Here is a 20,372-nt window from a genome sequence, read left to right as displayed (position 1 = left end):
GGAGGAAGGGATGGCGAAGCGCCGGCATGAATGAGACCCGGTTTACCCAGCGGGCCCAGGCCGCGCTTCGGCTGGCTCAGGAGAGCGCGGCGGAGCTGGGCCATGGCTATGTGGGCAGCGAGCACCTGCTGCTGGGGCTGGCTGGGGAGGGCCGTGGCGTGGCCTCCAAGGTGCTTTTGGCCGCCGGCCTGGAGCCGGAGAAGCTGAAAAAGACCGTGGCCCAGCTGGTGGGGGTGGGTACGCCGGGCGCTGCCCCCTCCCAGGGACTGACCCCACGGTGCAAGAAGATCATTGAACTCTCCCTCACCGAGGCGGTGCGTCTGGGCCACCAGTATGTGGGCACGGAGCACCTGCTGCTGGGTATCCTCCGTGAGGGGGACGGCGTGGCGGTCCGGGTGCTGGACGCCGCTGGGGTGGAGCCCCGCCGTCTGCGGGGCGACCTGTCCGCCGCCATGGGAGGGGAGGCGCCGCCGCCTCCCTCCTTTCGGGGCAGCGGCAAGCCCCGTACCGAGCGGGATTATCCCGGCGAGTCCAAGGTGCTGGAGCAGTTTGCACGGGACCTGACCCGGTTGGCGGCTGGCGGTCAGCTGGACCCGGTGGTGGGGCGGGACAAGGAGATCCGGCGGGTGATCCAGATCCTGTCCCGGCGGCAGAAGAACAACCCTGCCCTCATCGGAGAACCTGGCGTGGGCAAGACGGCGGTGGCCGAAGGCCTGGCCCGAATGATGGTGGCCGGAGAGGTACCGGAGGAGCTGCAGCGCAAGCGGCTCATCTCCCTGGACCTGTCCGCCATGGTGGCGGGGACCAAGTACCGGGGCGAGTTTGAGGAACGGGTCAAAAACGTCATGTCCGAGGTTCGACGGGTGGGGGATGTAATCCTCTTCATTGACGAGCTCCATAACATTGTAGGGGCAGGCTCCGCCGAGGGGGCCATCGACGCGGCCAATATCATCAAGCCTGCTCTGGGCCGGGGAGAGATCCAGGTCATCGGCGCCACAACCACCGAGGAGTACCGCAAATATATTGAAAAAGATGCGGCCCTGGAGCGGCGGTTTCAGCCGGTACTGGTGGGAGAGCCCGATCAGAAGACGGCGGAGGCCATCCTCTTTGGCCTGCGGGATCGGTATGAGGCCCACCACCGCATCACCATCAGCGATGGGGCGATCACCGCTGCTGTGGCCCTGTCCAGTCGGTATATCGGGGATCGCCGCCTGCCTGACAAGGCCATCGATCTCATGGATGAGGCGGCGGCCCGGGTGCGGCTGGACCGGCTGGCGGCCCCTCCCGATCTGCGGGAACTGGAGAGCAAGGTGGCCCGGGCCAGAGGGGAAAAGGAGGAGGCCATCCGCAGCCAGGACTTTGAGAAGGCCGCCATGCTCCGGGACGCGGAGGAGGATTTCCGCCGGGAGCTGGACCAGCAGAAGGCCCTGTGGCGGGCAGGCCAGAATACCGGCGCCGTAACCGCCGAGGATGTAGCGGCGGTGGTATCGGGGTGGACCGGCATCCCGGTCACCACCCTGACCCAGGCCGAGAGCGATCGCCTGCTCAAGCTGGAGGAGGACCTCCACCGCCGGGTGGTGGGACAGGAGGAAGCCGTCAAGGCGGTGGCTCGGGCGGTGCGCCGGGGCCGGGTGGGCTTGAAGGAGCCGGAGCGGCCCACTGGCTGCTTCCTGTTCCTGGGTCCCACCGGCGTGGGTAAGACGGAACTGAGCCGTGCCCTGGCGGGGGCCCTCTTCGGCAGCGAGGAAGCCCTGTTTCGATTTGATATGTCGGAGTATATGGAAAAGCACGCCATCTCCCGGCTCATCGGCTCCCCGCCGGGCTATGTAGGCCATGAGGAGGGAGGACAGCTCACCGAGAAGGTGCGGCGGCGGCCTTACTGCGTGGTGCTCTTTGATGAGATCGAGAAGGCTCACCCTGACGTGTGGGGCATTCTGCTCCAGATCATGGAGGACGGTGTGGTCACCGACTCCCAGGGCCGCAAAGCCGACTTCCGCAACGCGGTAGTGGTGCTTACCTCCAACGTAGGTGCGGCCAAGATTACCGCAAAGGGCAGCAAACTGGGCTTTTCCGCTGCCGAGCACCGGGACGGTGAGACCCGCACCCCGGAGGAATTGCGCAGTGCAGTGCTGGAGGATTTGAAAAAGGTATTTCGACCGGAATTTCTCAACCGTCTGGACGAGACCATCGTCTTTACCCAGCTGGGCCGCAGCGAAATCAAAGCCATTGCCTGCCGCCTGCTGTCCCGGGTGGGGGAGCGGCTCAAAGCCCTTGGGGTGACGCTCACCTGGACTGACGGGGCGCTGGAGGTGCTGGCCAGGCTGGGATTTGACCCTGACTATGGGGCGCGGCCCCTTCGCCGGGCCATCCGTACCCAAATAGAGGACCCGGCAGCCGAACTGCTGCTGGGCGGCAAGGTTGGCCGGGGAGATACCCTGGTGGTGGATCAGGCCGGTAAAAGTCTGACCCTGCACAGACAGGAAGCAGAAAAGGAGAAGGAACCATGCGAAAACAACTGATGATCCCTCTGGCGCTTCTGATGCTCGTCATGGCGGGCTGCGGAGACAAACAGGAGGAGAAAAAAGACCTGACGGCGGAGGAAAGGACTGTGCTCTATCAATCCGCCATTGAAAACGCCAGGGATGCGGAAATGAACGAGGCGGTGCCTGCCATAACCTCGGAAGAGGCGGATCTGGCCCCCGCCATCTTTGGCCTGATTGGTGTGACGGAGGGGGATATGCAGGCCTATGCCATTGCCATCTCTCCCGTCAATGTCAAGGCCTATGGCATTTCGGCCATTCTGCCCGCCGAGGGCCGGGAGGCCGTGGTGGTGGACGGATTGCAGGCTTTTATTGACCGACAGAAGAGCAATTTCCAGACCTACCTGGCCGATCAGTATGCCATCGCGGAAAAAGCCAGGCTGGAAACCCTGGAGGACGGCACAGTGCTGATGGTTATGTGTGAGGATTCCGACCAGGTGCTGGACACCATTAAAACGGCCATAGAGGCCGGTACCTGATCAGAGGGCAACCCTTGAAAGCCGCGGCTTTCAAGGGTTGCGGCTTTTTGGGGGATGTAATATAATAGGAACGTCCGTAATCAATGAAGTGGAGGCCTGTTTATGCAAGCAAGAGCCAGCGGGATCCTGCTTCCCGTATTCTCCCTGCCGGGGCCTTACGGCATCGGCACGCTGGGCAAGCCGGCCCGGCAGTTTATCGACTTTTTGGCGGCTGGAGGTCAGAAATTCTGGCAGATCCTGCCTCTGGTACCGCCGGGCGGGGGTAATTCCCCCTATATGTCCCCCTCGTCCTTTGCCGGAAACCCCCTGTTTCTGGATCTGGATGAGCTGGCGGAGGAGGGACTGCTGACCCAGGATGAACTGCGGTCTGCCTGCCGGGACAATCCGGACCGGGTGGATTATGCCTGGCTTCACGAGACGCGGCTGCCTCTGCTGCGGAAGGCGTTTGAGCGGGGACGTGCAAAGTATGCCGCTCAGTTCAAGGAATTTGAAGAACAGGAGGGGGACTGGCTGCCCGATTACGCCCTCTTTTTGGCGCTGAGGGAGCACTTCGGCGGCAAGGAACTGGCTGACTGGCCTGACGAAGTTCGACTGCGTCAACCCAAGGCCATGGAGCAGTACCGGGTGGAACTGGCGGAGGAGTGCGCCTTCCAGGTTTTCCTGCAATATCTGTTCTTCCGCCAGTGGAAGGCGGTCAAGACCTACGCCAATTCCAAGGGCATCTCCATTATCGGGGATCTGCCCATCTATGTCTCGCCTGACAGCGCCGAGGTGTGGGGCAATCCGGAACTCTTCCAGCTGAAAAAGGATATGCGCCCCTCCGGCGTGGCCGGTGTGCCTCCCGACGCCTTCTCCGACAAGGGCCAGCATTGGGGCAACCCTCTGTACGACTGGGATTATCACAAAAAGACCGATTTTGCCTGGTGGAAACGCCGGGGCGCCCATATGGCCAAACTGTATGACGTGGTGCGTATCGACCACTTCCGGGCCTTCCACACCTACTGGTCCATTCCGGAGGACGCCAAGGACGCCCGGGAGGGCCACTGGGAGAAGGGGCCTGGTAACGCCCTGCTGGATGTGCTGAAAAAGGTACCCGGCCTGGCTCTCATTGCCGAGGATCTGGGAGACCTGGACGCCGACGCCCTGGCGTTTATTGCCCAGAGCGGCCTGCCCGGCATGAAGGTGCTGGTCTACGCCTTTGATCCGGTGGGGGAGAGCGCCTATCTGCCCCACAACTGTCCCCGGGATGCGGTGATGTACACCGGCACCCATGATACCCCCACCTTTGTCCAGTGGCTCTTTACCGAGGCCAACCCGGCCGAGCGTCAGTACGCCTTCGATTACCTGCGCCTGCGGGAGGATGAGGGCTTCGGCTGGGGCGCGGTGTGTGGGGCCTGGATGTCTCCCTGCCGTCTGGCCATCGCTCCCTTCCAGGATCTGCTGGGTCTGGGCGGGGATGCCCGGGTCAACGCCCCAGGCACCCTGGGGGATCAGAACTGGTCCTGGCGGGTGCGCGCCGATGCCCTTAATCCAACGGTATCTGGAAAGCTGGCCGGGATCACCCGTACGTATCGGAGATAACGTCAAAAACTGCCTGCCGCAGTCCTGCGGCAGGCAGTTTTTTGCTTATTGGGAAGCTATCAGAGCATTGGACAAACTGGAGATTGTCTTAAAGTTTTAATACGGCAATCTGTTCCTCTCCGTCTTTTTCTCCGGTCTCTATAAATCCAAAAGAGGCATACAGCGCTTTGGCTACCACATTTTCTGGCTCATATGACAGCCAGCAGTAATCAGCTTTACCGCAGGGAAATGTTCGGATAAAACTTAGCGCAAGTTCTAGCGCCTGTTTCCCGTATCCCCTGTTTTGATGGTTCTTATCAATCATCAATCTCCACAGGTTATAATTCCCATCTGCTATGGCAGGCGCATCTTTCCAGTAATCATCTTTATCATAACCGATCATCACAAAGCCGACGGGATTATTACCTTCAAAAATTCCAAACGGGAAAGCATATCCATTGGATGTAATAGCGATATACGCTTCGATCATGCTGATATCATTGCTGGCAACAAAACTTTTCTGAATATCTGAGACATTTAACTTTAAAATGTCCCAGATATTTTCACCGTTTATTTTTTCCAGATGAATCATTTTATTTACCTCTGCAAATCCCGATTCTCTGCTAGAAAAGTCAAATATGATCTCAACAGAAAGACTCATTGAAATTCCAGACTGACATCTCCTGTGCCGCTGGTCAGGGAGAGAGACCGGTCCCCATTGCCGCCCGTGGCGGTAAAGGTGAAGGGAGCCGCTGTCTCCCCATTCAAGCGGATGTCGCCGGTGCCTGTGCTCAGCTGCCAGGCGTAGTCGGACTGACTGCCTGTGACCTTCAAAGTTACATCGCCTACGCCGGTGGAGAGGTCGGCCGTCCCCAATGGAGCCGACACATCCAGATCGCCTACGCCGCTTTCGACGCTCAGCTTGCCGCTGACGGTGCAGCCATCCCAGTCCACATCGCCCACGCCGATGCCTAGATCCGCCTGCTCCAATGCTGTGCCCTTTGGGACAGTGATCAGGATCCGCACATCAGGAGAACTTTCGCCGGAGGCGATGTTGTCCGAGACGCTCCAGACAGAGAGGGTATCGCCGTTCTGGCTGTACTTCAATTTCTGTGTGGTGTCGTAGCGGCTGTCCCACCCACGGTTGATCAGACGCAGGTGCCACTGGTCGCCTTCCTCCACCTGAACGTTGCCCAGGCCTATTGAAATGTCCAGTTTTGTGAAGGGGTCCACTTCGCCCTCCCAATCGCCCTGAATGTCAGGGGTTTGGACGGCGTCCGCCGTTTGGCCGGGAAGGAGGACAGAGTCGGAGGGATCGGGCCGGACCAGGAGAAAATAGAGGAGAAGGGCCAGAACGACAGCTCCGCAGAACACTATGATTGGTAAGAAAGCCCGATTTCTTTGCTTGCCAGGTTGGGGCGCAGGCACCTCTTCGGTCGGCTCATTCCGATCCTTCAGCACTTGCTCCGCCACCGAGGCGGGGGAGCCCAGACGCTCAGCAACGGTCTCCTCATCCTCTTCGGAATCGGCAAAATAGGCCTCATAGTAGGAGAGCACATCGTCCAGTTCCTCCGGCGGCAGCTTGCCCGCCAGAATGTCATGCAGTTCTTTTAAAAATTCTGCCTTATTCATGGTTCTCCTCCTTTTCCCCCAGCAGAAGCGCCTCGATCTGGCTGCGGTAGCGTACCCATTCCTCTCGATAACCGGACAACAGCGCCCGGCCGGCCGGTGTGATGGCGTAATAGCGCCGGTTGCGGCCCTGAAAGGGCTTGTCGTAGACGGTGAGGCAGCCGCTCTGCTGCAGCCGCCTGAGGACGGGGTATAGGGTGGATTCCGATAGCTCCACCTGTTCTTTCATGCGCTGGGTCAGACGGTAGCCATAAGTGTCCCCCTCATCCAGAACTGCCAGTACACAGGCATCCAGCAGAGGAGCGCCCAAAGGAAAGGTCATATCCAAGGCCTCCTTTCATTCTAATAATATTATATAACGTATAATATTGCTTGTCAACATAGATGCTGCGGTCAGAAGGCGTTGGTAAAAATGCGTCAGCGGCCTAGGATAGAAGTCGGATTTTTAGGCACAATTCTTTCCGGATACGGAACATCCTGTATTTTCGAGGTTTGGTCTTGTAAAAAAATTTTTTTTGTTATATTATGATGGATACGAAATTCTTTATAATAAGGATACCAGGTGAATCTATGAGTCTGCGGATTGGAATTGACATTGGTTCCACCACGGTAAAAGTGGTGGTGTTGGACGAGGAGAACAAGCTGCTCTTCCGCTCTTATGAACGGCACTACTCCAAGGCCAGAGAGCGGGCAGCGGAGACTCTGCGTTCCATCGAAGAAAAGCTGCGGGGCCAGCAGGTGCGTATTGCCATCACCGGCTCCGCCGGTCTGGGCGTGGCCAAAGCGGCGGACATCGACTTCGTGCAGGAGGTGTACGCCACCGCTGCCGCTGTCAACACCTACATACCGGATACGGATGCCGTCATCGAGCTGGGCGGCGAGGACGCCAAGATCATCTTCTTTGGCGGTGCACTGGAGGAGCGGATGAACGGCTCCTGTGCCGGCGGTACCGGTGCTTTTATCGATCAGATGGCCACTCTGATGAACGTCACGGTAAACGAGTTGGATGAACTCTCTCTCAAACATGAGAAGATCTATCCCATTGCCTCCCGCTGCGGCGTGTTTGCCAAGAGTGACATCCAGCCTATCCTGAACCAGGGCGGACGGAAAGAGGACGTAGCGGCCTCTATCTTTCAGGCGGTGGTGGACCAGACGGTGGCCGGTCTGACCCAGGGCCGTGAGCTCAAGGGTAAGATCGTCTTTCTGGGCGGCCCCCTCCACTTCCTGCAGGGCCTGCGTCAGCGCTTTGTGGAGACCCTGAAGCTGGACGAGGCCCACGCCATTTTCCCGGAGGACGGCGATTGCTTTGCCGGCATCGGCGCAGCTCTGTGCGCCACCGATTTTGCCGAGTGCTCCTTTGACGAGATGCTGGACCGGCTGGAGAAGAGCGTGGATAATGTGGGTCTGGTGGATACCATGCCGCCTCTGTTCCAAGACCAGGCCGAGTATGATGCCTTCCTGGCCCGCCACAATGCCATGCATCCCCCGGAGGTGGACATCAACACCTATTCCGGCGATGCCTGGCTGGGAATTGACGCCGGCTCTACCACCACCAAGATGGTGCTGATCACTGCCGATGGCGGTCTGCTGTACACCTACTACCACTCCAACCTGGGCAACCCGGTGGCCATTGTGCTGGACCAGCTGAAGGAGCTTTACAACCTGTGTGGTGACCGCATTGTCATTAAGGGTGCGGCTGTCACCGGCTACGGTGAGGATCTGATCAAGAACGCCTTCTCCTGCGATGCCGGTCTGGTGGAGACGGTGGCCCACTACAATGCCGCCCGTCACTTCAACCCCGACGTGGATTTTATCATCGATATCGGCGGCCAGGATATGAAGTGCTTTAAGATCCGCAACGGCGCTGTCGATTCCATTATGCTCAACGAGGCCTGCTCCTCCGGCTGTGGCTCCTTTATCGAGACCTTTGCCAAGGCGCTGGGCTACAACATCGCCGACTTCTCCAAGCTGGGGCTGCTGGCCCAGCACCCGGTGAACCTGGGCTCTCGCTGCACCGTGTTCATGAACTCCTCGGTGAAGCAGGCCCAGAAGGACGGTGCCAGCGTGGAGGACATCTCCGCCGGCCTGTCCATCTCCATCGTGAAAAATGCCGTGTATAAGGTTATCCGCGCCGCCAATGCCGACGACCTGGGCAAGCACATCGTGGTACAGGGCGGTACCTTCCATAACGACGCGGTGCTGCGCGCCTTTGAGCTGGAGCTGGGCCGCAATGTGACCCGGCCCACCATCGCCGGCATCATGGGCGCTTTCGGCGCGGCACTGGCTGCCCGGGATCTCCATCTGGACAAGAGTTCCATCCTGACGGCGGAGGATCTGAAGACCTTCTCCCACACAGCCAAGCCGGTGACCTGCAACCTGTGCACCAACCACTGCTCTTTGACCGTCAACACCTTTGACGGCGGTCGGCGGTTCATCTCTGGTAACCGGTGCTCCCGGCCTCTGGGCAAGGAGCGTACCGAGAATCCTGACCTGATGCACTATAAGTACAAGCGGCTGCGGGCCCTCCACGGCAAGGGCGCCGGCAACGGCGTCCGGGGCCGGATGGGCATCCCCTTTGGCCTGAATATGTACGAGAACCTGCCCTTCTGGTTTGAGTTCTTTACCCGCCTCAACTTTGAGGTTGTGCTGTCCCCTGAGTCCTCCCGCAAGCTCTATCTAAAGGGTCAGCACACCATTCCCTCCGATACGGTGTGCTATCCTGCCAAGCTGCTCCACGGTCATGTGGAGGCCCTGGTGGAGGAGGGGGTGGACGCCATCTGGTACCCCTGTATGTCCTACAACAACGACGAGGGTATCGGTGACAACCACTATAACTGCCCGGTGGTGGCCTATTACCCTGAGCTGCTGGCTGCCAACGTGCCCATGCTCAAACAGACCAGGTTCCTCAATCCCTATGTGGGCCTGTGGCGCCATAAGGACTTTACCAAACGCATTGCCGTGATTATGGAGCAGGAGTTCAATATCCCCAAGCGGGAGACTGAGGCGGCTGCCAAGGCAGCCTACACGGCCTATGACACCTACCTCCACGATGTGCGGGAGACGGGCAAGCGATACATTGAGTATGCAAGGGCCCATGATATGCCCATCATTGTGGCCTGCGGCCGGCCCTACCACATTGACCCGGAGATCAACCACGGGATCAATGATCTGATTACCTCTTTCGGGTTTGTGCTGGTTACCGAGGACGCCCTCAGCTATCTGGAGGGCTACGCGCCCCGAAAGGTGCTCAATCAGTGGACCTTCCAGTCCCGGATGTACAATGCCGCCCGCTATGTGTGCACCCAGCCTGATATGCAGGTGGTACAGCTGGTCAGCTTCGGCTGCGGTACTGACGCCATTACCACCGATGAGATGCGCGACATTCTGGAGAGCGGCGGTAAGCTGTACACCCAGCTGAAGATCGACGACATCAGCAATCTGGGCGCCGTTACCATCCGGGTCCGTTCTCTGATGGCGGCTATGGACGCCCGAAAGCACCAGGACTGAGAAAGGAACCTTCGTTACTATGGCAGAACTGATTTATGACAAGACGGGGCGGCTGTTGTTCACCAAGGAGATGAAGGAGGAGTATACCATCCTCTTTCCCACCATGCTGCCCGTTCACTTCGGCCTGATCGCCCGGATTATCGAGCGGGAGGGCTATAAGCTGGAGATGCTCACCACCAACCACCGCAACATCGTGGACGAGGGGCTCAAGTACGTCCACAACGACACCTGCTACCCCGCCCTGCTGGTCATCGGCCAGCTCATTGACGCAGTGAAGAGCGGCAAGTACGACCCCCACAAGGTGGCCCTGCTCATCACCCAGACCGGCGGCGGCTGCCGGGCCTCCAACTACATCCACCTGCTGCGCAAGGCTCTGGTGAAGGCGGGGCTGGAGTATATCCCCGTCATCTCCCTGAACCTGTCCGGCCTGGAGCACAACCCCGGCTTCAAGCTCAATCTGGACATCATCCGCAAGGCCATCTTTGGCCTGATGTATGGCGATATCATCGTCCAGTCGGCCAACCAGGTCCGCCCCTACGAGGTGGAGGAGGGCCAGACCGAGCGCACCATCGAGGAGGTGGAGAACCACCTGCTGGAGGAGATGGAAAAGGGCAAGGGCCTGTCCTTCAAGAGCATGGTGGAGAACTTCGACCACATCGTGGCCGCCTTCAAGGCCATCCCGGTACAGGGCGAGCCCAAGGTCCGGGTAGGCGTGGTGGGGGAGATCTACATCAAATACTCCCCCCTGGGCAACAACAATCTGGAGCAGTTCCTCCTCTCCGAGGGGGCGGAGCCGGTGGTGCCCGGCCTCACCGACTTTATCATCTTCAAGATCTATAACCGGGAAGTGGACGTGGATATCTACGGCGGGAAGCTGGCCAAAAAGGCCGCCTGCGCCGCCCTGCGCCACTACATTGAGAAGTGCCAGCGGGCCATGATTGATGCCATGAAGCGAGGCGGTTTCCGTGCCCCCGGTACCTTCCAGGATCTGCGCCGGCTCATCAAGGGCTATCTGGGCGAGGGCAACAAGATGGGGGAGGGGTGGCTGCTTACCGCCGAGATGCTGGAGCTCATCCACTCCGGCACCCCCAACATCGTTTGCACCCAGCCTTTCGGCTGCTTGCCCAACCACATCGTGGGTAAGGGCATGATCCGCAAGCTGAAGGACGACTATCCCAGCTCCAACATTGTGGCCATTGACTACGACCCCGGCGCCACCAAGATCAACCAGGAGAACCGTATCAAGCTGATGCTGGCCAACGCCCGGGCTCTGGCCCGGCAGGCAGCTCAGCAGGAGCCCGAGACGGCAGGGGAAGAGGTCCATGTCTGATCCCCTGCGCTTTGTAGATGCCTGCTCAGAAGTGCATTTTGCCGCCATGAGTGCCATCCATTGCAGAGGCTGGAGGGCGGCCTATCCGGGCTTTGTGCCGGAGGACTACCTGAGCGAGGTCATCACGGAGGAGCATTGGATTCCGTTTTTCCGGGAAGACTACGCCACCAAGAGATGCAAAGGGCTTTTGCTTTACGAAAATGATATTCCTGTAGGGTGTTGTAATTACGGCCCCGTCCGCAGCGGCCCCAGTCCCCGCCAAAGCGAAGGATTGGTAATTGATTCCTCCAACTACAGCGGATGGGGTGAGGTGATTTCCCTTTACGTTGAGCCTGCCAGAACCGGTTGCGGGTATGGAGGATTGCTTCTGGAGGAGGCGGCTCGTCGCCTGAAAGAGGCGAGCTATCCAGGCTGTACGCTGTTTGTTCTGAAGGAGAATGAAGGGGCCCGCCGGTTCTATGAGCGGCACGGCTTTGCATGGGACGGCACCATTCAAAAGGTGCCCTTTCCTCATGATATGGTGTGCAATGATTTGCGGTATATCAAAACTTTATAAGTATCCAGCGGGCTGCCACGCCGCTGGAGGAGAATAGATCGGGGCGTGCGTCAGCACGCCCCGATTTTTACAGAAAGAGAATCATTGGAGGAATTTGGGTGGAAGAGAACAAGATGGCGGTGATGCCGGTACGCCGGTTGCTGATCAATATGTCCTGGCCCATGATGCTGTCCATGCTGATCCAGGCCCTGTATAATCTGGTGGACAGCCTTTTTGTGGCCAACCTGAGCCGAGACGGTTTTGAAGCGCTGGCGCTGGTATATCCGGTGCAGACACTGATGATCTCGGTATGTGTAGGCGTAGGTGTGGGCTTCAACGCGCTGCTGGCACGCAGACTGGGGGAGCGGCGGCAGGCGGAGGCCGATCAGGTGGCGGCCAACGGCTATTTTGTCTACTTTGTCTGCTGGCTGGTCTTTCTGATCCTGGGAGTTGGTTTTGCCCGGCCTTTCCTGTGCCTGTTCTCAGATGTGCCTCAACAGATTGAATATGGAGTGCAGTACCTCTCCATTGTCACCGGCCTCTCCATCGGTGTGTGTATGCAATTTGCTGGCGAACGTACCCTGCAGGCCACAGGAGATACCGTGGGGCCCATGATTATTCAGGGTATCGGGGCGGTGGTCAACCTGATTCTGGACCCGCTGTTCATATTCGGCATCGGCCCCTTCCCGCGGCTGGAGGTTGCGGGGGCCGCTTTGGCTACCGTTCTGGGTCAAATTGTGGGCCTGGTGGCCAGCTTCTGGATGGTGCGGCGCAGCAAGGTGGTGAAACTCTCTTTCCGGGGCTTCCGGCCCAACGGGGAGATCATTCGTATTATGTTCAAGGTGGGCTTTCCTGCCATTGTCATGCAGTCGCTGTCCAGCGTTATGAACGTTGGCATGAACCTGATCCTGCGCCTGTTTACTCCCTTTGGCGTCTTTATCCTGGGTGCTTATTACAAGATCCAGTCCTTTATCTTTATGCCGCTGTACGGCATGAACAATGCCTTGGTGCCCATCGTCAGTTTTAACTACGGCGCCAAGAGCAAGGAGCGCATCACCGGCACGGTGCGCTTTGCTATGGTGCTGACGGTAATCATTATGGGTGTGGGGACCTTGTTCCTGATTTTCCTGGCTGGACCGCTGATGACTCTGTTTGACGCCGACGGTGAGCTGCTGGCGGCTGGTGCGGTGGCCCTTCGTATGGTTGCGCTCTCCTTCCTGTTTGCCGGCATTTCCATTATCCTGTGTTCTGCGCTGCAGGCCCTGGGATCTGCCAACGCCAGTCTGCTGATTTCTTTGCTGCGGCAGGTGATTTTGCTCTTTCCGGCGGCGCTGGCCTTCGGCTGGCTATACACGGATCTGATATGGCTGGCCTTTTTGGTGGCAGAGGTGATTTCCTGCGGAGTGGCGCTGCTGCTCTATCGGGTGGTCTATCACAAAAAAATATCCGTATTGCAATAAAAAATGCTGGCCCGCGCAAATGCGCGGGCCAGCATTTTTTATTGTATGAACGATCAGTTACCGCCAAACTCATGGAAGAAACGGTCGTGGATGACCTGCACGGCCCGATCCGCCTCAGGCAGATCCACCAGGACGGATACCTTGATCTCGCTGGTGGAGATCATATTGATATTGATCCCGGCGTTATACAGAGCCTCGAACATCTTGGCGGCCACGCCGGGGTTATGGATCATACCGGCGCCCACAATGGAGACCTTGGCAATGGAATCATTGACGTCGATATGGTCAAAGCCCAGCGCACCCTTGTGGGCCTCCAGAATCTCCTTGGAGCGATCCATATCCTGCTTGCCCACGGTAAAGCTGATGTCCTTGGTGTTGTTGCGGCCGATGGACTGAAGGATAATATCCACGTTCACCTTCTCTTTTGCCAGCAGAGAGAAGATCTTAAAGGCGATACCGGGCTGGTCGGCCAGCCCCACAACGGCCAGACGGGCCACGTTCTTGTCGCAGGCCACCCCGCTGACGTGCATTTTTTCCATGGTTTTTGCAACCTCCTTGACTTTGGTGCCGGGCTTGCCGGAGAAGCTGGAGAGAACCTCCAGATTGACGCTGTAGCGTTTGGCCATTTCCACCGAGCGATTGTGCAGGACCTGAGCGCCCAGAGTAGCCAGTTCCAGCATTTCATCATAGGTGATCTCTTCCAGCTGGAAGGCGCCGGCCACATGGCGGGGATCGGCGGTGAACACGCCGTCCACATCGGTGTAGATCTGGCACAGATCAGCGCGGAGGGCAGCAGCCAGGGCCACGGCGGAGGTGTCGGAACCGCCCCGGCCCAGCGTGGTGATGTCGTCGTACTTGTTCAGACCCTGGAAGCCGGTGACGATGACGATGGCCTTCTTATCCAGCTCAGCCAATACACGCTCGGTGTCCAGCCGCTTGATGCGGGCGTCTCCGTAGACGGAGTTGGTGCGGAATCCGGCCTGCCAGCCCGTCAGAGAGATGACAGGATAGCCCATGGCCTCGATGGCCATGGCGCACAGAGAGCAGGAGATCTGTTCGCCGGTAGAGAGAAGCATATCCATCTCTCGCTTGGAGCCGTTGGGGTTGATCTCGGCGGCCTTGGCGATCAGGTCGTCGGTGGTGTCCCCCTGGGCGGAAAGCACGGCCACAACACTGTGGCCCCGGCGGTAGGTCTCGGTGATGATGCGGGCCACGTTGCGGATGCGGTCTGCATCAGCCACGGAGCTGCCGCCGAATTTTTGTACAATGAGTCCCATTGGCGTTTGTACCCCCTAAATCAGGTGAAATCTCTTACGATATCCTATGCGCTCAGTCCAGCACACGGAACACAGAGCAGGGCTTGAGCCCCGCCAGCTGGCTGTCCAGTGCGGAACGGGTCATGGACGGTGTCAGGAAAGCAAATTCATTTTCCGGTGCTCCGGCACGGGGCAGCAGAGCACAGTCGGGGAAGGCAGCCTTCACGGCCTCCAGCGTGCCCTCCACCCGGACATACCAAACGCTTTCCAGGTCGGTGGGGGGAACGGCCACATCGTCGCCGCCCTCGGCCCATACCATCCGTTTCTTGGCGTCCTTATGGCGGGCGGCATCAATGACGTCGGCCACCACGGCGGAGGCAGTGGGAAGCTTACCGGCGCCCCGGCCGTAGAACATGACATCGCCGATGGCGTTGCCCTTGACGGCGATGGCGTTGAACACATCCTCCACGCCGGACAGAGGATTCTCCACATCTACCAGGTGGGGAGCCACAAAGGCGCACACCTTTCCATCGGGGCGACGGATGGCGCGGCCCAGCAGTTTGATCTTCTTGCCGCAGGCGTCGGCATAGGCCACATCGGCCAGCGTGACGCCGGTAATGCCCTCGGTGGGCACTTGGCTGGGATAGACGTGCCGGCCAAAAGAAAGGGAGGAGAGGATGCAGATCTTGCGACAGGCGTCGTGACCTTCGATGTCGGCGGTGGGATCCTGTTCGGCGTAGCCGTTTTGCTGGGCTTCTTTCAAAGCGGCATCAAAGCTGAGACCGGCCCGGATCATCCGGGTCAGGATATAGTTGGTGGTGCCGTTGAGGATGCCGGCAATCTCCTCGATCTCATTGGCGGCCAGACACTGGTTCAGGGGGCGGATAATGGGGATACCGCCACCTACGCTGGCCTCAAACAGATAGCTGACGCCCTTCTCCTGGGCCAGCTTGAGCAGCTCACAGCCGTGCTCGGCCACCAGCTCCTTGTTGGAGGTGACAACGCTCTTTCCGGCGGCCAGAGCCCGGCGGGTGAAGTCCAGGGCTACCTTGGCGCCTCCGATGGTCTCCACCACAATGTTGACCTCGGGGTCGTTCTCGATGATGCTGAAATCGTGGATGACCTTGTCGGCAAAGGGACTGTCGGGGAAGTCCCGTACGTCCAGAATATACTTCAGGCGAATCAGATCGTCCACCTTTTTATCAATGTGAGGGCCGTTGGTGGCCAGGACCTCCGCCACACCGGAGCCTACTACGCCGAAACCCAGGATTGCTACATTCACCATTATAATGCCTCCTTACTCCAAAGGTATTACCCTGATATTACTTCGCTGCGCAGGACGCCTTCCACCTTCAGCAGCCGCTCCAGCAGCTCCTCCATGGAGATCTGAAGACCAGAGGTCTCGGCGCCAATGGTTACTGCTGCACAGCCGCTGACCGGGATGGCCTGGTTGATGGTTAGAATATTTCCGCCGGTGATGGCAAAGATATTCAGGACCGCGGACAATACGCCCGGCTCATCCTTCAGTACGATCTGGAAGGTGACGATCCGTCCGTGGAGCATATCGTTGAACGGCCGGACCGCATCCTTATACTTATAAAAGGCGCTGCGGCTGATCCCGACCCGGCGTACGGCCTGATTGACCGCTCCGGCCTCGCCGGTTTCCAGCAGACGCTTGGCTTCTGCCACCTTCAGAAACACTTCAGGCAGCGCGCTGGCCTCTACAATGAAATAGGCTGGTGCCTTGCCCATTCTATGGACCTCCTCTTGTCCGTGACAGAAAAGCATTTGTTCTTGTATTGGAGCCTATTTTAGCACAATAAAGTCTTGGCTGCAAGGGCCAAGTTTTTCTGACGCGCCGATATCTTCCAGATTTTTGGCGAGATTTTCGTCATATTATACATAGTTCGGAAGGAGGGCGTCTTTATGAGGGAGGACAGGTACCTGCGGCGTGTGATCCGCCTGTTGTGGATCGGACTGGTTTTGGCGGCGGTTTGGGCGGGCGCACGGTGGGTATTGCCCTGGTTGGCGCCCTTTTTGGTGGCCGTGGTACTGGCATGGCTGCTGGAACCGGTTGTGGGTTGGCTTATCCGGTCCCTGCGGTTGCCCCGCCGGTGGGCAGCTGCCCTATGTGTGCTGGCTGCGGCGGGAGCGGCAGGAGGCCTTGCGGCATTGCTGGCCTGGAGGCTGTGGTATGAGCTGATGGGGTTGCTGGGACGGCTGCCGGGGCTGTTGACAGAGTTGAATGGCTGGGCAGAACAGGCGGAGGTATGGCTTTATCGTCTTTTTGTGGCGCTGCCTGCGGAACTGCGGGAGCCAGCCAGACAAGCGGTGGAAGAAGCGGTCCGGGGCATTCTGGCATTTCCGTCCTGGGCAGGGGAGACCCTGGCAGAAGGGGCGGGCGGACTGCTGACTGCACTGCCGGCCGCAGGGCTGTTTCTGTTTACTGCCTTCCTGGCGACTTATTTCCTCATGGCAGGCCGCCCCGGTCTGCAAGCGGCTGCCCAGCAGCTGCCGACGGCGTGGCAGGAACGGATGAAACGCTGGCAGCGGGCAGCGTCCGGAGCGGCAGGCAGTTGGCTGCGAGCCCAGGGAATTCTCATCCTCTTTACCTTTGGAGAACTCTCTGTAGGACTTTTGGTGCTGCGGGTGGAGCCGGCACTGCTGCTGGCCGGGATGATTGCCCTGGTGGATGCACTGCCCATTTTCGGAAGCGGAGTAGTGTTGCTGCCCTGGAGTCTGGTTTCTCTGTTGGCAGGAAGGACACCCTTAGGTCTGGGGCTGCTCCTTCTTTATGGGGTGGTCACACTGGTTCGAGGGGCGCTGGAACCACGCTTGCTGGGGAAACGTATCGGGTTGCCGCCCCTGGTGTCGCTGGTCAGTATGTATGTGGGATTTCAGACCTTTGGTGTGGCAGGTATGATCCTAATGCCGGTACTGACTATGATTGCCTGGCAGATTTGGCTGGACCGGGATGTGGTGATGGATAAGAAAGAGGGACGGCCTTGAAGCCGTCCCTTGCACGCCTTGTCATAAAGAACTCAGCGCTGCCCGATGCAGAAGAAGGTGAAATCACCGGTAGCCAGCAGAGCTCCGCTTTCATCTGTGATTTCAACATCAGCCTGACAGGTACTGCGGCCCCGGTGTCGGACCACGGCCCGGGCGGTTACGGTACCGCTGCGGGCGGAACGGATGAAATTCAGGCCTCCGTGCAGGGTGACGTAATTTCTTCCATCGGTACGGCAGGCGGTTCCGCAGGCGCTGTCAGCCATCGTATAATAGGCACCGCCATGAAGCAGGCCGTAAGGATTCAGGCTGTCTGGTCCCAACGTGAGTACAGACTCGCCGTGGTCTGGACCGGAAGAGCTGGAATGAATGCCGTTGAAAAGTGCAAATGCGTTAGGCAAAAGTGCGTTGGTGGTGTTTTCCATGGGGGTCTCCTTATGCTAGAATGATTTGACCGTGCTCAATGGCCTGTACAGTGGCCAGGGCTTCGACCCGGATTCCCATCCGACGCAGGACACGGCCGCCCTCCCGCATGGACTTTTCGATAGCAACGCCCACACCTGCGACTTCTCCACCCGCTTTGGATACCAGCTCCAGAAGGCTGAGCATGGTCTGTCCGTTAGACAGGATGTCGTCGACCAACAGAACCTGATCCTCTTCGGTCAGATATTTCTTGGATACCCGCAGGGTGTAGGACTTGTCCAGAGAAAAGGAGTGGGTGTCCGCAGAGTAAACGTCAGGATCGATGTATCCGGTTTGAAATTTTTTGGCGTAGATCACCGGCACACCCAGCGCCCGGGCGGTAAAGCAGGCAAGGGCGATTCCGGAACTTTCTGCTGTCAGTACTTTTGTAATGTGCTGACCACGGTATCGCTTGGCAAGGGTGGCGCCCATACGCTCCATCAATTCCATATCCATGCAGTGGTTGAGGAACATATCCACATGGATAATGTCGCCTTCTCCCACGATCGCTTCGCTGAGTATGCGTCGTTTTAGTTCTTCCATGATCTCCTCCTGCATATATTGCCAGGTTGCTTACATACAGCACTGATTATATCTTATTTCATACCTGGCTGCAATATTGACAAGCGAACAAAAATGAGGTATCTTATACATTACGGCGCCAAACCAGATAGTGTTGGCGAAGTGAATTTAGAAATGCAGCGGTATCGAAGTGGTCATAACGGGGCTGACTCGAAATCATGTTTCCACTTTGGAAGTCCAAACTGCCGAAAAGCCAGTAACCATGCGGGTTTGCGGGCAAGTTCAAATTGTGAATTGGGGTCTGTTCTATCCTGTTGTTCTTCCCAATTTCCACGGCTTGAATTTTGCGGGAAAATGGCTATAATGAGAGCAGCCATCTGACAGCCACTTTGAGAGGTATGTTTTGGGGTTCCGTAGTTACCGCTATCGTCCCTGATTTACCGTCATCATCCAAGTTGGTGTAATGATTCGAAATCAGGTTTCCTATGCGGAGTGCCAAACGGCTGAAACCCTTGGAACCATGCGGGTTCCAGCCGAGTTCAAATTGAATAATGTTGCTTGTTCTATCCTGTTGTTCTTCCCGATTTCCACCAGCTGAATTGGTCGGCGGGTCGGGACCAGGGATATAACATAAATTTGGAGATGTACCCAAGCGGTTGAAGGGTCCGCACTCGAAATGCGGTAGGTCGGCTCAAAACCGGCGCGAGAGTTCGAATCTCTCCATCTCCGCCATGAGGTCTGCCAGCGAAAAGCTGGTAGACCTCTTTCCTTTTTACGGAGAAACCGCCGATAGGTTTTGCAGCATGGGTGCCACAATGTCCTGCTCAATGGCTGCGGCGGATTGTTTTTTTGTGGCATATTGCAGATGCCCGTAAATATCCACCGTTGTTGAGATCTCACTGTGTCCCAGCCACTCCTTTACCTGTTCCATCGGGACACCGTTGGCCAGCAAAAGCGAGGCACAGGTATGGCGAAGATCGTGGAAACGAATGTGCCGTAAATTGTTCTTGGCAAGCAACTTTCCAAAGGTCGAGGACACATAGTTGGGTTTAATAAGATTGCCAATCACATCGACACAGACATATCCCAGATATTCTTTGTTGTAGGAACGCCCGCACAGCTTGCGATTTTCTTCCTGCTGTTTCTTGGCCTCCAGCAACCGCTCTTTCAAAAAAGGAATCAATGGATAAGTCCGCAGACTGGATTTGTTTTTTGCCTTGTCCTTCTTAATTGTGACCCGTTCTCCCTTTACATTGCAAGTTGTTACCGTATGCCGGATGGAGAAGCAGTTATGGTTGAAGTCAAAGGCACTCCATTTCAGACCGATAACCTCACTGCGGCGCAGGCCGTAAAAAGCAGTCAGAAGAACTACCAGTTCGATCTTATGCCCCTTGATGACTTCAAACAGATTCAGGACTTCCGAATCCAGGTAGTAGTCACCCTTGAAGGGTTCAGGCTTGGAAATGATAATCCGGTCAGCCGGATTGCTTGGAATCAGATTTTTGTCAACCGCATAATTCAACGCCCCATGAATCAGAGCGTGGTAGTGTTTAACGGTGGTCGGCTTGACCCGTTCCAATTCTTTCTCATAAAAAGCGAGAATATCTTGTTTGGTAAGGTCACAAAGGGCGACAGGATGCTCTCGGAAATACGGGGCGATGGGGTTATTAAGCTGCTGTTCATATCCCGAATAGGTCGAGAGTTCGATGGGCTTGCTGTCCATCACCCGTCCGGTAGCAGACTTGTACTTGTGCTCAAGCCACTGATACAGGAAATCCACAAAGGAAATCTCTGCGGATGACGGGCCAGACGGAGAAGCCGACTGCTGTGAGGCCGTAGCCTCCTGAAGCAGCTTTTCCGTCCATTCCTTTCGGATGGTGGGAAGCATATTGTTTGCCCAGGTCTTGTTGCCCTTGGCTTTCTTATGGGTGGGAATCCATTTGGGCTTTCTCTTACCGTTCTCATCGGTAAGGTTTAGAACCCAATAGAGATACCCTTTTTTCTCGGCCACATGGCCGGAGATTAGTTTGCTGTTTTCTTGCAGGTGTACCGCTGGCATACTGATCTGTTCCTCCTTTTGCGGTAT

The 20,372-nt window shown here is 57.7% G+C and carries 17 protein-coding genes and 1 tRNA gene; 9 read left to right on the top strand and 9 right to left on the bottom strand.

Annotated elements, in window-relative coordinates; genetic code table 11:
• The first annotated feature begins 26 nt into the window (after positions 1-26).
• From B5G42_RS00090 to malQ, 3 genes are all read left to right on the top strand, one after another.
• Positions 27-2,519: an ATP-dependent Clp protease ATP-binding subunit gene (locus tag B5G42_RS00090; RefSeq protein ID WP_087265546.1), complete on the top strand. Its 2,493-nt coding sequence runs from the start codon at positions 27-29 to the stop codon at positions 2,517-2,519.
• Complete coding sequence (locus tag B5G42_RS00085) at positions 2,504-3,019, top strand: DUF4358 domain-containing protein (RefSeq protein WP_087265544.1); 516 nt, start codon at positions 2,504-2,506, stop codon at positions 3,017-3,019. Before B5G42_RS00090 ends, B5G42_RS00085 begins: the two co-directional genes overlap by 16 nt.
• 102 nt (positions 3,020-3,121) lie before the next feature.
• Positions 3,122-4,600 (top strand): 4-alpha-glucanotransferase, encoded by a 1,479-nt coding sequence (gene malQ, locus B5G42_RS00080; protein WP_087265542.1) that lies wholly within the window; start codon positions 3,122-3,124, stop codon positions 4,598-4,600.
• 88 nt (positions 4,601-4,688) lie between these two features.
• Here the strand turns inward: malQ and B5G42_RS00075 are convergent, their stop codons facing one another.
• The 3 genes from B5G42_RS00075 to B5G42_RS00065 all read right to left on the bottom strand — a co-directional run bounded on the left by B5G42_RS00075 (position 4,689) and on the right by B5G42_RS00065 (position 6,530).
• On the bottom strand, positions 4,689-5,171 hold the full coding sequence (locus B5G42_RS00075) for a GNAT family N-acetyltransferase (RefSeq protein WP_087266053.1): 483 nt from the start codon (positions 5,169-5,171) through the stop codon (positions 4,689-4,691).
• 65 nt (positions 5,172-5,236) lie between these two features.
• Positions 5,237-6,211, bottom strand: coding sequence for an HAAS signaling domain-containing protein (locus B5G42_RS00070; RefSeq protein WP_087265540.1), 975 nt, complete (start codon positions 6,209-6,211; stop codon positions 5,237-5,239).
• The gene (locus B5G42_RS00065) at positions 6,204-6,530 is read right to left on the bottom strand and encodes a PadR family transcriptional regulator (RefSeq protein ID WP_087265538.1); all 327 of its coding nucleotides are present in this window, start codon (positions 6,528-6,530) and stop codon (positions 6,204-6,206) included. The genes B5G42_RS00070 and B5G42_RS00065 overlap by 8 nt, the downstream gene beginning before the upstream one ends.
• A gap of 248 nt (positions 6,531-6,778) precedes the next feature.
• On the opposite strand from B5G42_RS00065, the gene B5G42_RS00060 reads away from it, so the two are divergent.
• The 4 genes from B5G42_RS00060 (at position 6,779) to B5G42_RS00045 (ending at position 13,040) form a co-directional block, all read left to right on the top strand.
• Positions 6,779-9,715: an acyl-CoA dehydratase activase gene (locus tag B5G42_RS00060; RefSeq protein ID WP_087265537.1), complete on the top strand. Its 2,937-nt coding sequence runs from the start codon at positions 6,779-6,781 to the stop codon at positions 9,713-9,715.
• Between the two features lie 19 nt (positions 9,716-9,734).
• Positions 9,735-11,045: a 2-hydroxyacyl-CoA dehydratase gene (locus B5G42_RS00055; protein ID WP_087265535.1), complete on the top strand. Its 1,311-nt coding sequence runs from the start codon at positions 9,735-9,737 to the stop codon at positions 11,043-11,045.
• A complete protein-coding gene (locus B5G42_RS00050) occupies positions 11,038-11,601 on the top strand; it encodes a GNAT family N-acetyltransferase (RefSeq protein WP_087265533.1) in 564 nt (187 codons plus the stop codon). Before B5G42_RS00055 ends, B5G42_RS00050 begins: the two co-directional genes overlap by 8 nt.
• A gap of 98 nt (positions 11,602-11,699) precedes the next feature.
• Positions 11,700-13,040, top strand: coding sequence for an MATE family efflux transporter (locus B5G42_RS00045; protein WP_087265530.1), 1,341 nt, complete (start codon positions 11,700-11,702; stop codon positions 13,038-13,040).
• Positions 13,041-13,093: 53 nt separating this feature from the next.
• On the opposite strand, the gene B5G42_RS00040 is transcribed toward B5G42_RS00045, so the two are convergent.
• Genes B5G42_RS00040 through B5G42_RS00030 form a run of 3 tightly spaced genes read right to left on the bottom strand, consistent with a single transcriptional unit; the run spans position 13,094 to position 16,048 of the window.
• Complete coding sequence (locus B5G42_RS00040; protein ID WP_087189413.1) at positions 13,094-14,317, bottom strand: aspartate kinase; 1,224 nt, start codon at positions 14,315-14,317, stop codon at positions 13,094-13,096.
• A 52-nt stretch (positions 14,318-14,369) separates the two neighbouring features.
• Positions 14,370-15,581 (bottom strand): homoserine dehydrogenase, encoded by a 1,212-nt coding sequence (locus B5G42_RS00035; protein ID WP_087265528.1) that lies wholly within the window; start codon positions 15,579-15,581, stop codon positions 14,370-14,372.
• A 26-nt stretch (positions 15,582-15,607) separates the two neighbouring features.
• The gene (locus B5G42_RS00030) at positions 15,608-16,048 is read right to left on the bottom strand and encodes an ACT domain-containing protein (RefSeq protein ID WP_087189411.1); all 441 of its coding nucleotides are present in this window, start codon (positions 16,046-16,048) and stop codon (positions 15,608-15,610) included.
• Positions 16,049-16,222: 174 nt separating this feature from the next.
• Between B5G42_RS00030 and ytvI the strand changes: the two genes are divergently transcribed.
• A complete protein-coding gene (gene ytvI / locus B5G42_RS00025) occupies positions 16,223-17,305 on the top strand; it encodes a sporulation integral membrane protein YtvI (RefSeq protein WP_087265524.1) in 1,083 nt (360 codons plus the stop codon).
• A gap of 32 nt (positions 17,306-17,337) precedes the next feature.
• On the opposite strand, the gene B5G42_RS00020 is transcribed toward ytvI, so the two are convergent.
• Together B5G42_RS00020 and B5G42_RS00015 are read right to left on the bottom strand one after the other, a co-directional pair.
• Complete coding sequence (locus B5G42_RS00020; RefSeq protein ID WP_087189409.1) at positions 17,338-17,727, bottom strand: PaaI family thioesterase; 390 nt, start codon at positions 17,725-17,727, stop codon at positions 17,338-17,340.
• A gap of 10 nt (positions 17,728-17,737) precedes the next feature.
• A complete protein-coding gene (locus B5G42_RS00015; protein WP_087189408.1) occupies positions 17,738-18,307 on the bottom strand; it encodes a xanthine phosphoribosyltransferase in 570 nt (189 codons plus the stop codon).
• A 617-nt stretch (positions 18,308-18,924) separates the two neighbouring features.
• Here B5G42_RS00015 and B5G42_RS00010 point away from each other — a divergent pair.
• Positions 18,925-19,018: transfer RNA gene (locus tag B5G42_RS00010), tRNA-Ser, on the top strand.
• Positions 19,019-19,058: 40 nt separating this feature from the next.
• On the opposite strand, the gene B5G42_RS00005 is transcribed toward B5G42_RS00010, so the two are convergent.
• On the bottom strand, positions 19,059-20,372 hold a 1,314-nt coding region (locus tag B5G42_RS00005; protein WP_242961074.1), incomplete at its 5' end, for a tyrosine-type recombinase/integrase.

The sequence above is a fragment of the Flavonifractor sp. An91 genome (assembly GCF_002159225.1).
GTDB lineage: Bacteria > Bacillota > Clostridia > Oscillospirales > Oscillospiraceae > Flavonifractor > Flavonifractor avicola.
The sequence above is the reverse complement of the archived record's forward strand: the minus strand, read 5'-3'. Positions and strand labels throughout refer to the sequence as shown.

What these genes read in the sequence shown, in the direction of transcription:
- B5G42_RS00070 (WP_087265540.1), bottom strand. Translation starts at nt 6,211, where the DNA reads ATGAATAAGGCAGAATTTTTAAAAGAACTGCATGACATTCTGGCGGGC.
- B5G42_RS00085 (WP_087265544.1), top strand. Translation starts at nt 2,504, where the DNA reads ATGCGAAAACAACTGATGATCCCTCTGGCGCTTCTGATGCTCGTCATG.
- B5G42_RS00015 (WP_087189408.1), bottom strand. Translation starts at nt 18,307, where the DNA reads ATGGAAGAACTAAAACGACGCATACTCAGCGAAGCGATCGTGGGAGAA.
- B5G42_RS00055 (WP_087265535.1), top strand. Translation starts at nt 9,735, where the DNA reads ATGGCAGAACTGATTTATGACAAGACGGGGCGGCTGTTGTTCACCAAG.
- B5G42_RS00065 (WP_087265538.1), bottom strand. Translation starts at nt 6,530, where the DNA reads ATGACCTTTCCTTTGGGCGCTCCTCTGCTGGATGCCTGTGTACTGGCA.
- malQ (WP_087265542.1), top strand. Translation starts at nt 3,122, where the DNA reads ATGCAAGCAAGAGCCAGCGGGATCCTGCTTCCCGTATTCTCCCTGCCG.
- B5G42_RS00075 (WP_087266053.1), bottom strand. Translation starts at nt 5,171, where the DNA reads ATGATTCATCTGGAAAAAATAAACGGTGAAAATATCTGGGACATTTTA.
- B5G42_RS00035 (WP_087265528.1), bottom strand. Translation starts at nt 15,581, where the DNA reads ATGGTGAATGTAGCAATCCTGGGTTTCGGCGTAGTAGGCTCCGGTGTG.
- B5G42_RS00090 (WP_087265546.1), top strand. Translation starts at nt 27, where the DNA reads ATGAATGAGACCCGGTTTACCCAGCGGGCCCAGGCCGCGCTTCGGCTG.
- B5G42_RS00040 (WP_087189413.1), bottom strand. Translation starts at nt 14,317, where the DNA reads ATGGGACTCATTGTACAAAAATTCGGCGGCAGCTCCGTGGCTGATGCA.
- B5G42_RS00060 (WP_087265537.1), top strand. Translation starts at nt 6,779, where the DNA reads ATGAGTCTGCGGATTGGAATTGACATTGGTTCCACCACGGTAAAAGTG.
- ytvI (WP_087265524.1), top strand. Translation starts at nt 16,223, where the DNA reads ATGAGGGAGGACAGGTACCTGCGGCGTGTGATCCGCCTGTTGTGGATC.
- B5G42_RS00050 (WP_087265533.1), top strand. Translation starts at nt 11,038, where the DNA reads ATGTCTGATCCCCTGCGCTTTGTAGATGCCTGCTCAGAAGTGCATTTT.
- B5G42_RS00030 (WP_087189411.1), bottom strand. Translation starts at nt 16,048, where the DNA reads ATGGGCAAGGCACCAGCCTATTTCATTGTAGAGGCCAGCGCGCTGCCT.
- B5G42_RS00020 (WP_087189409.1), bottom strand. Translation starts at nt 17,727, where the DNA reads ATGGAAAACACCACCAACGCACTTTTGCCTAACGCATTTGCACTTTTC.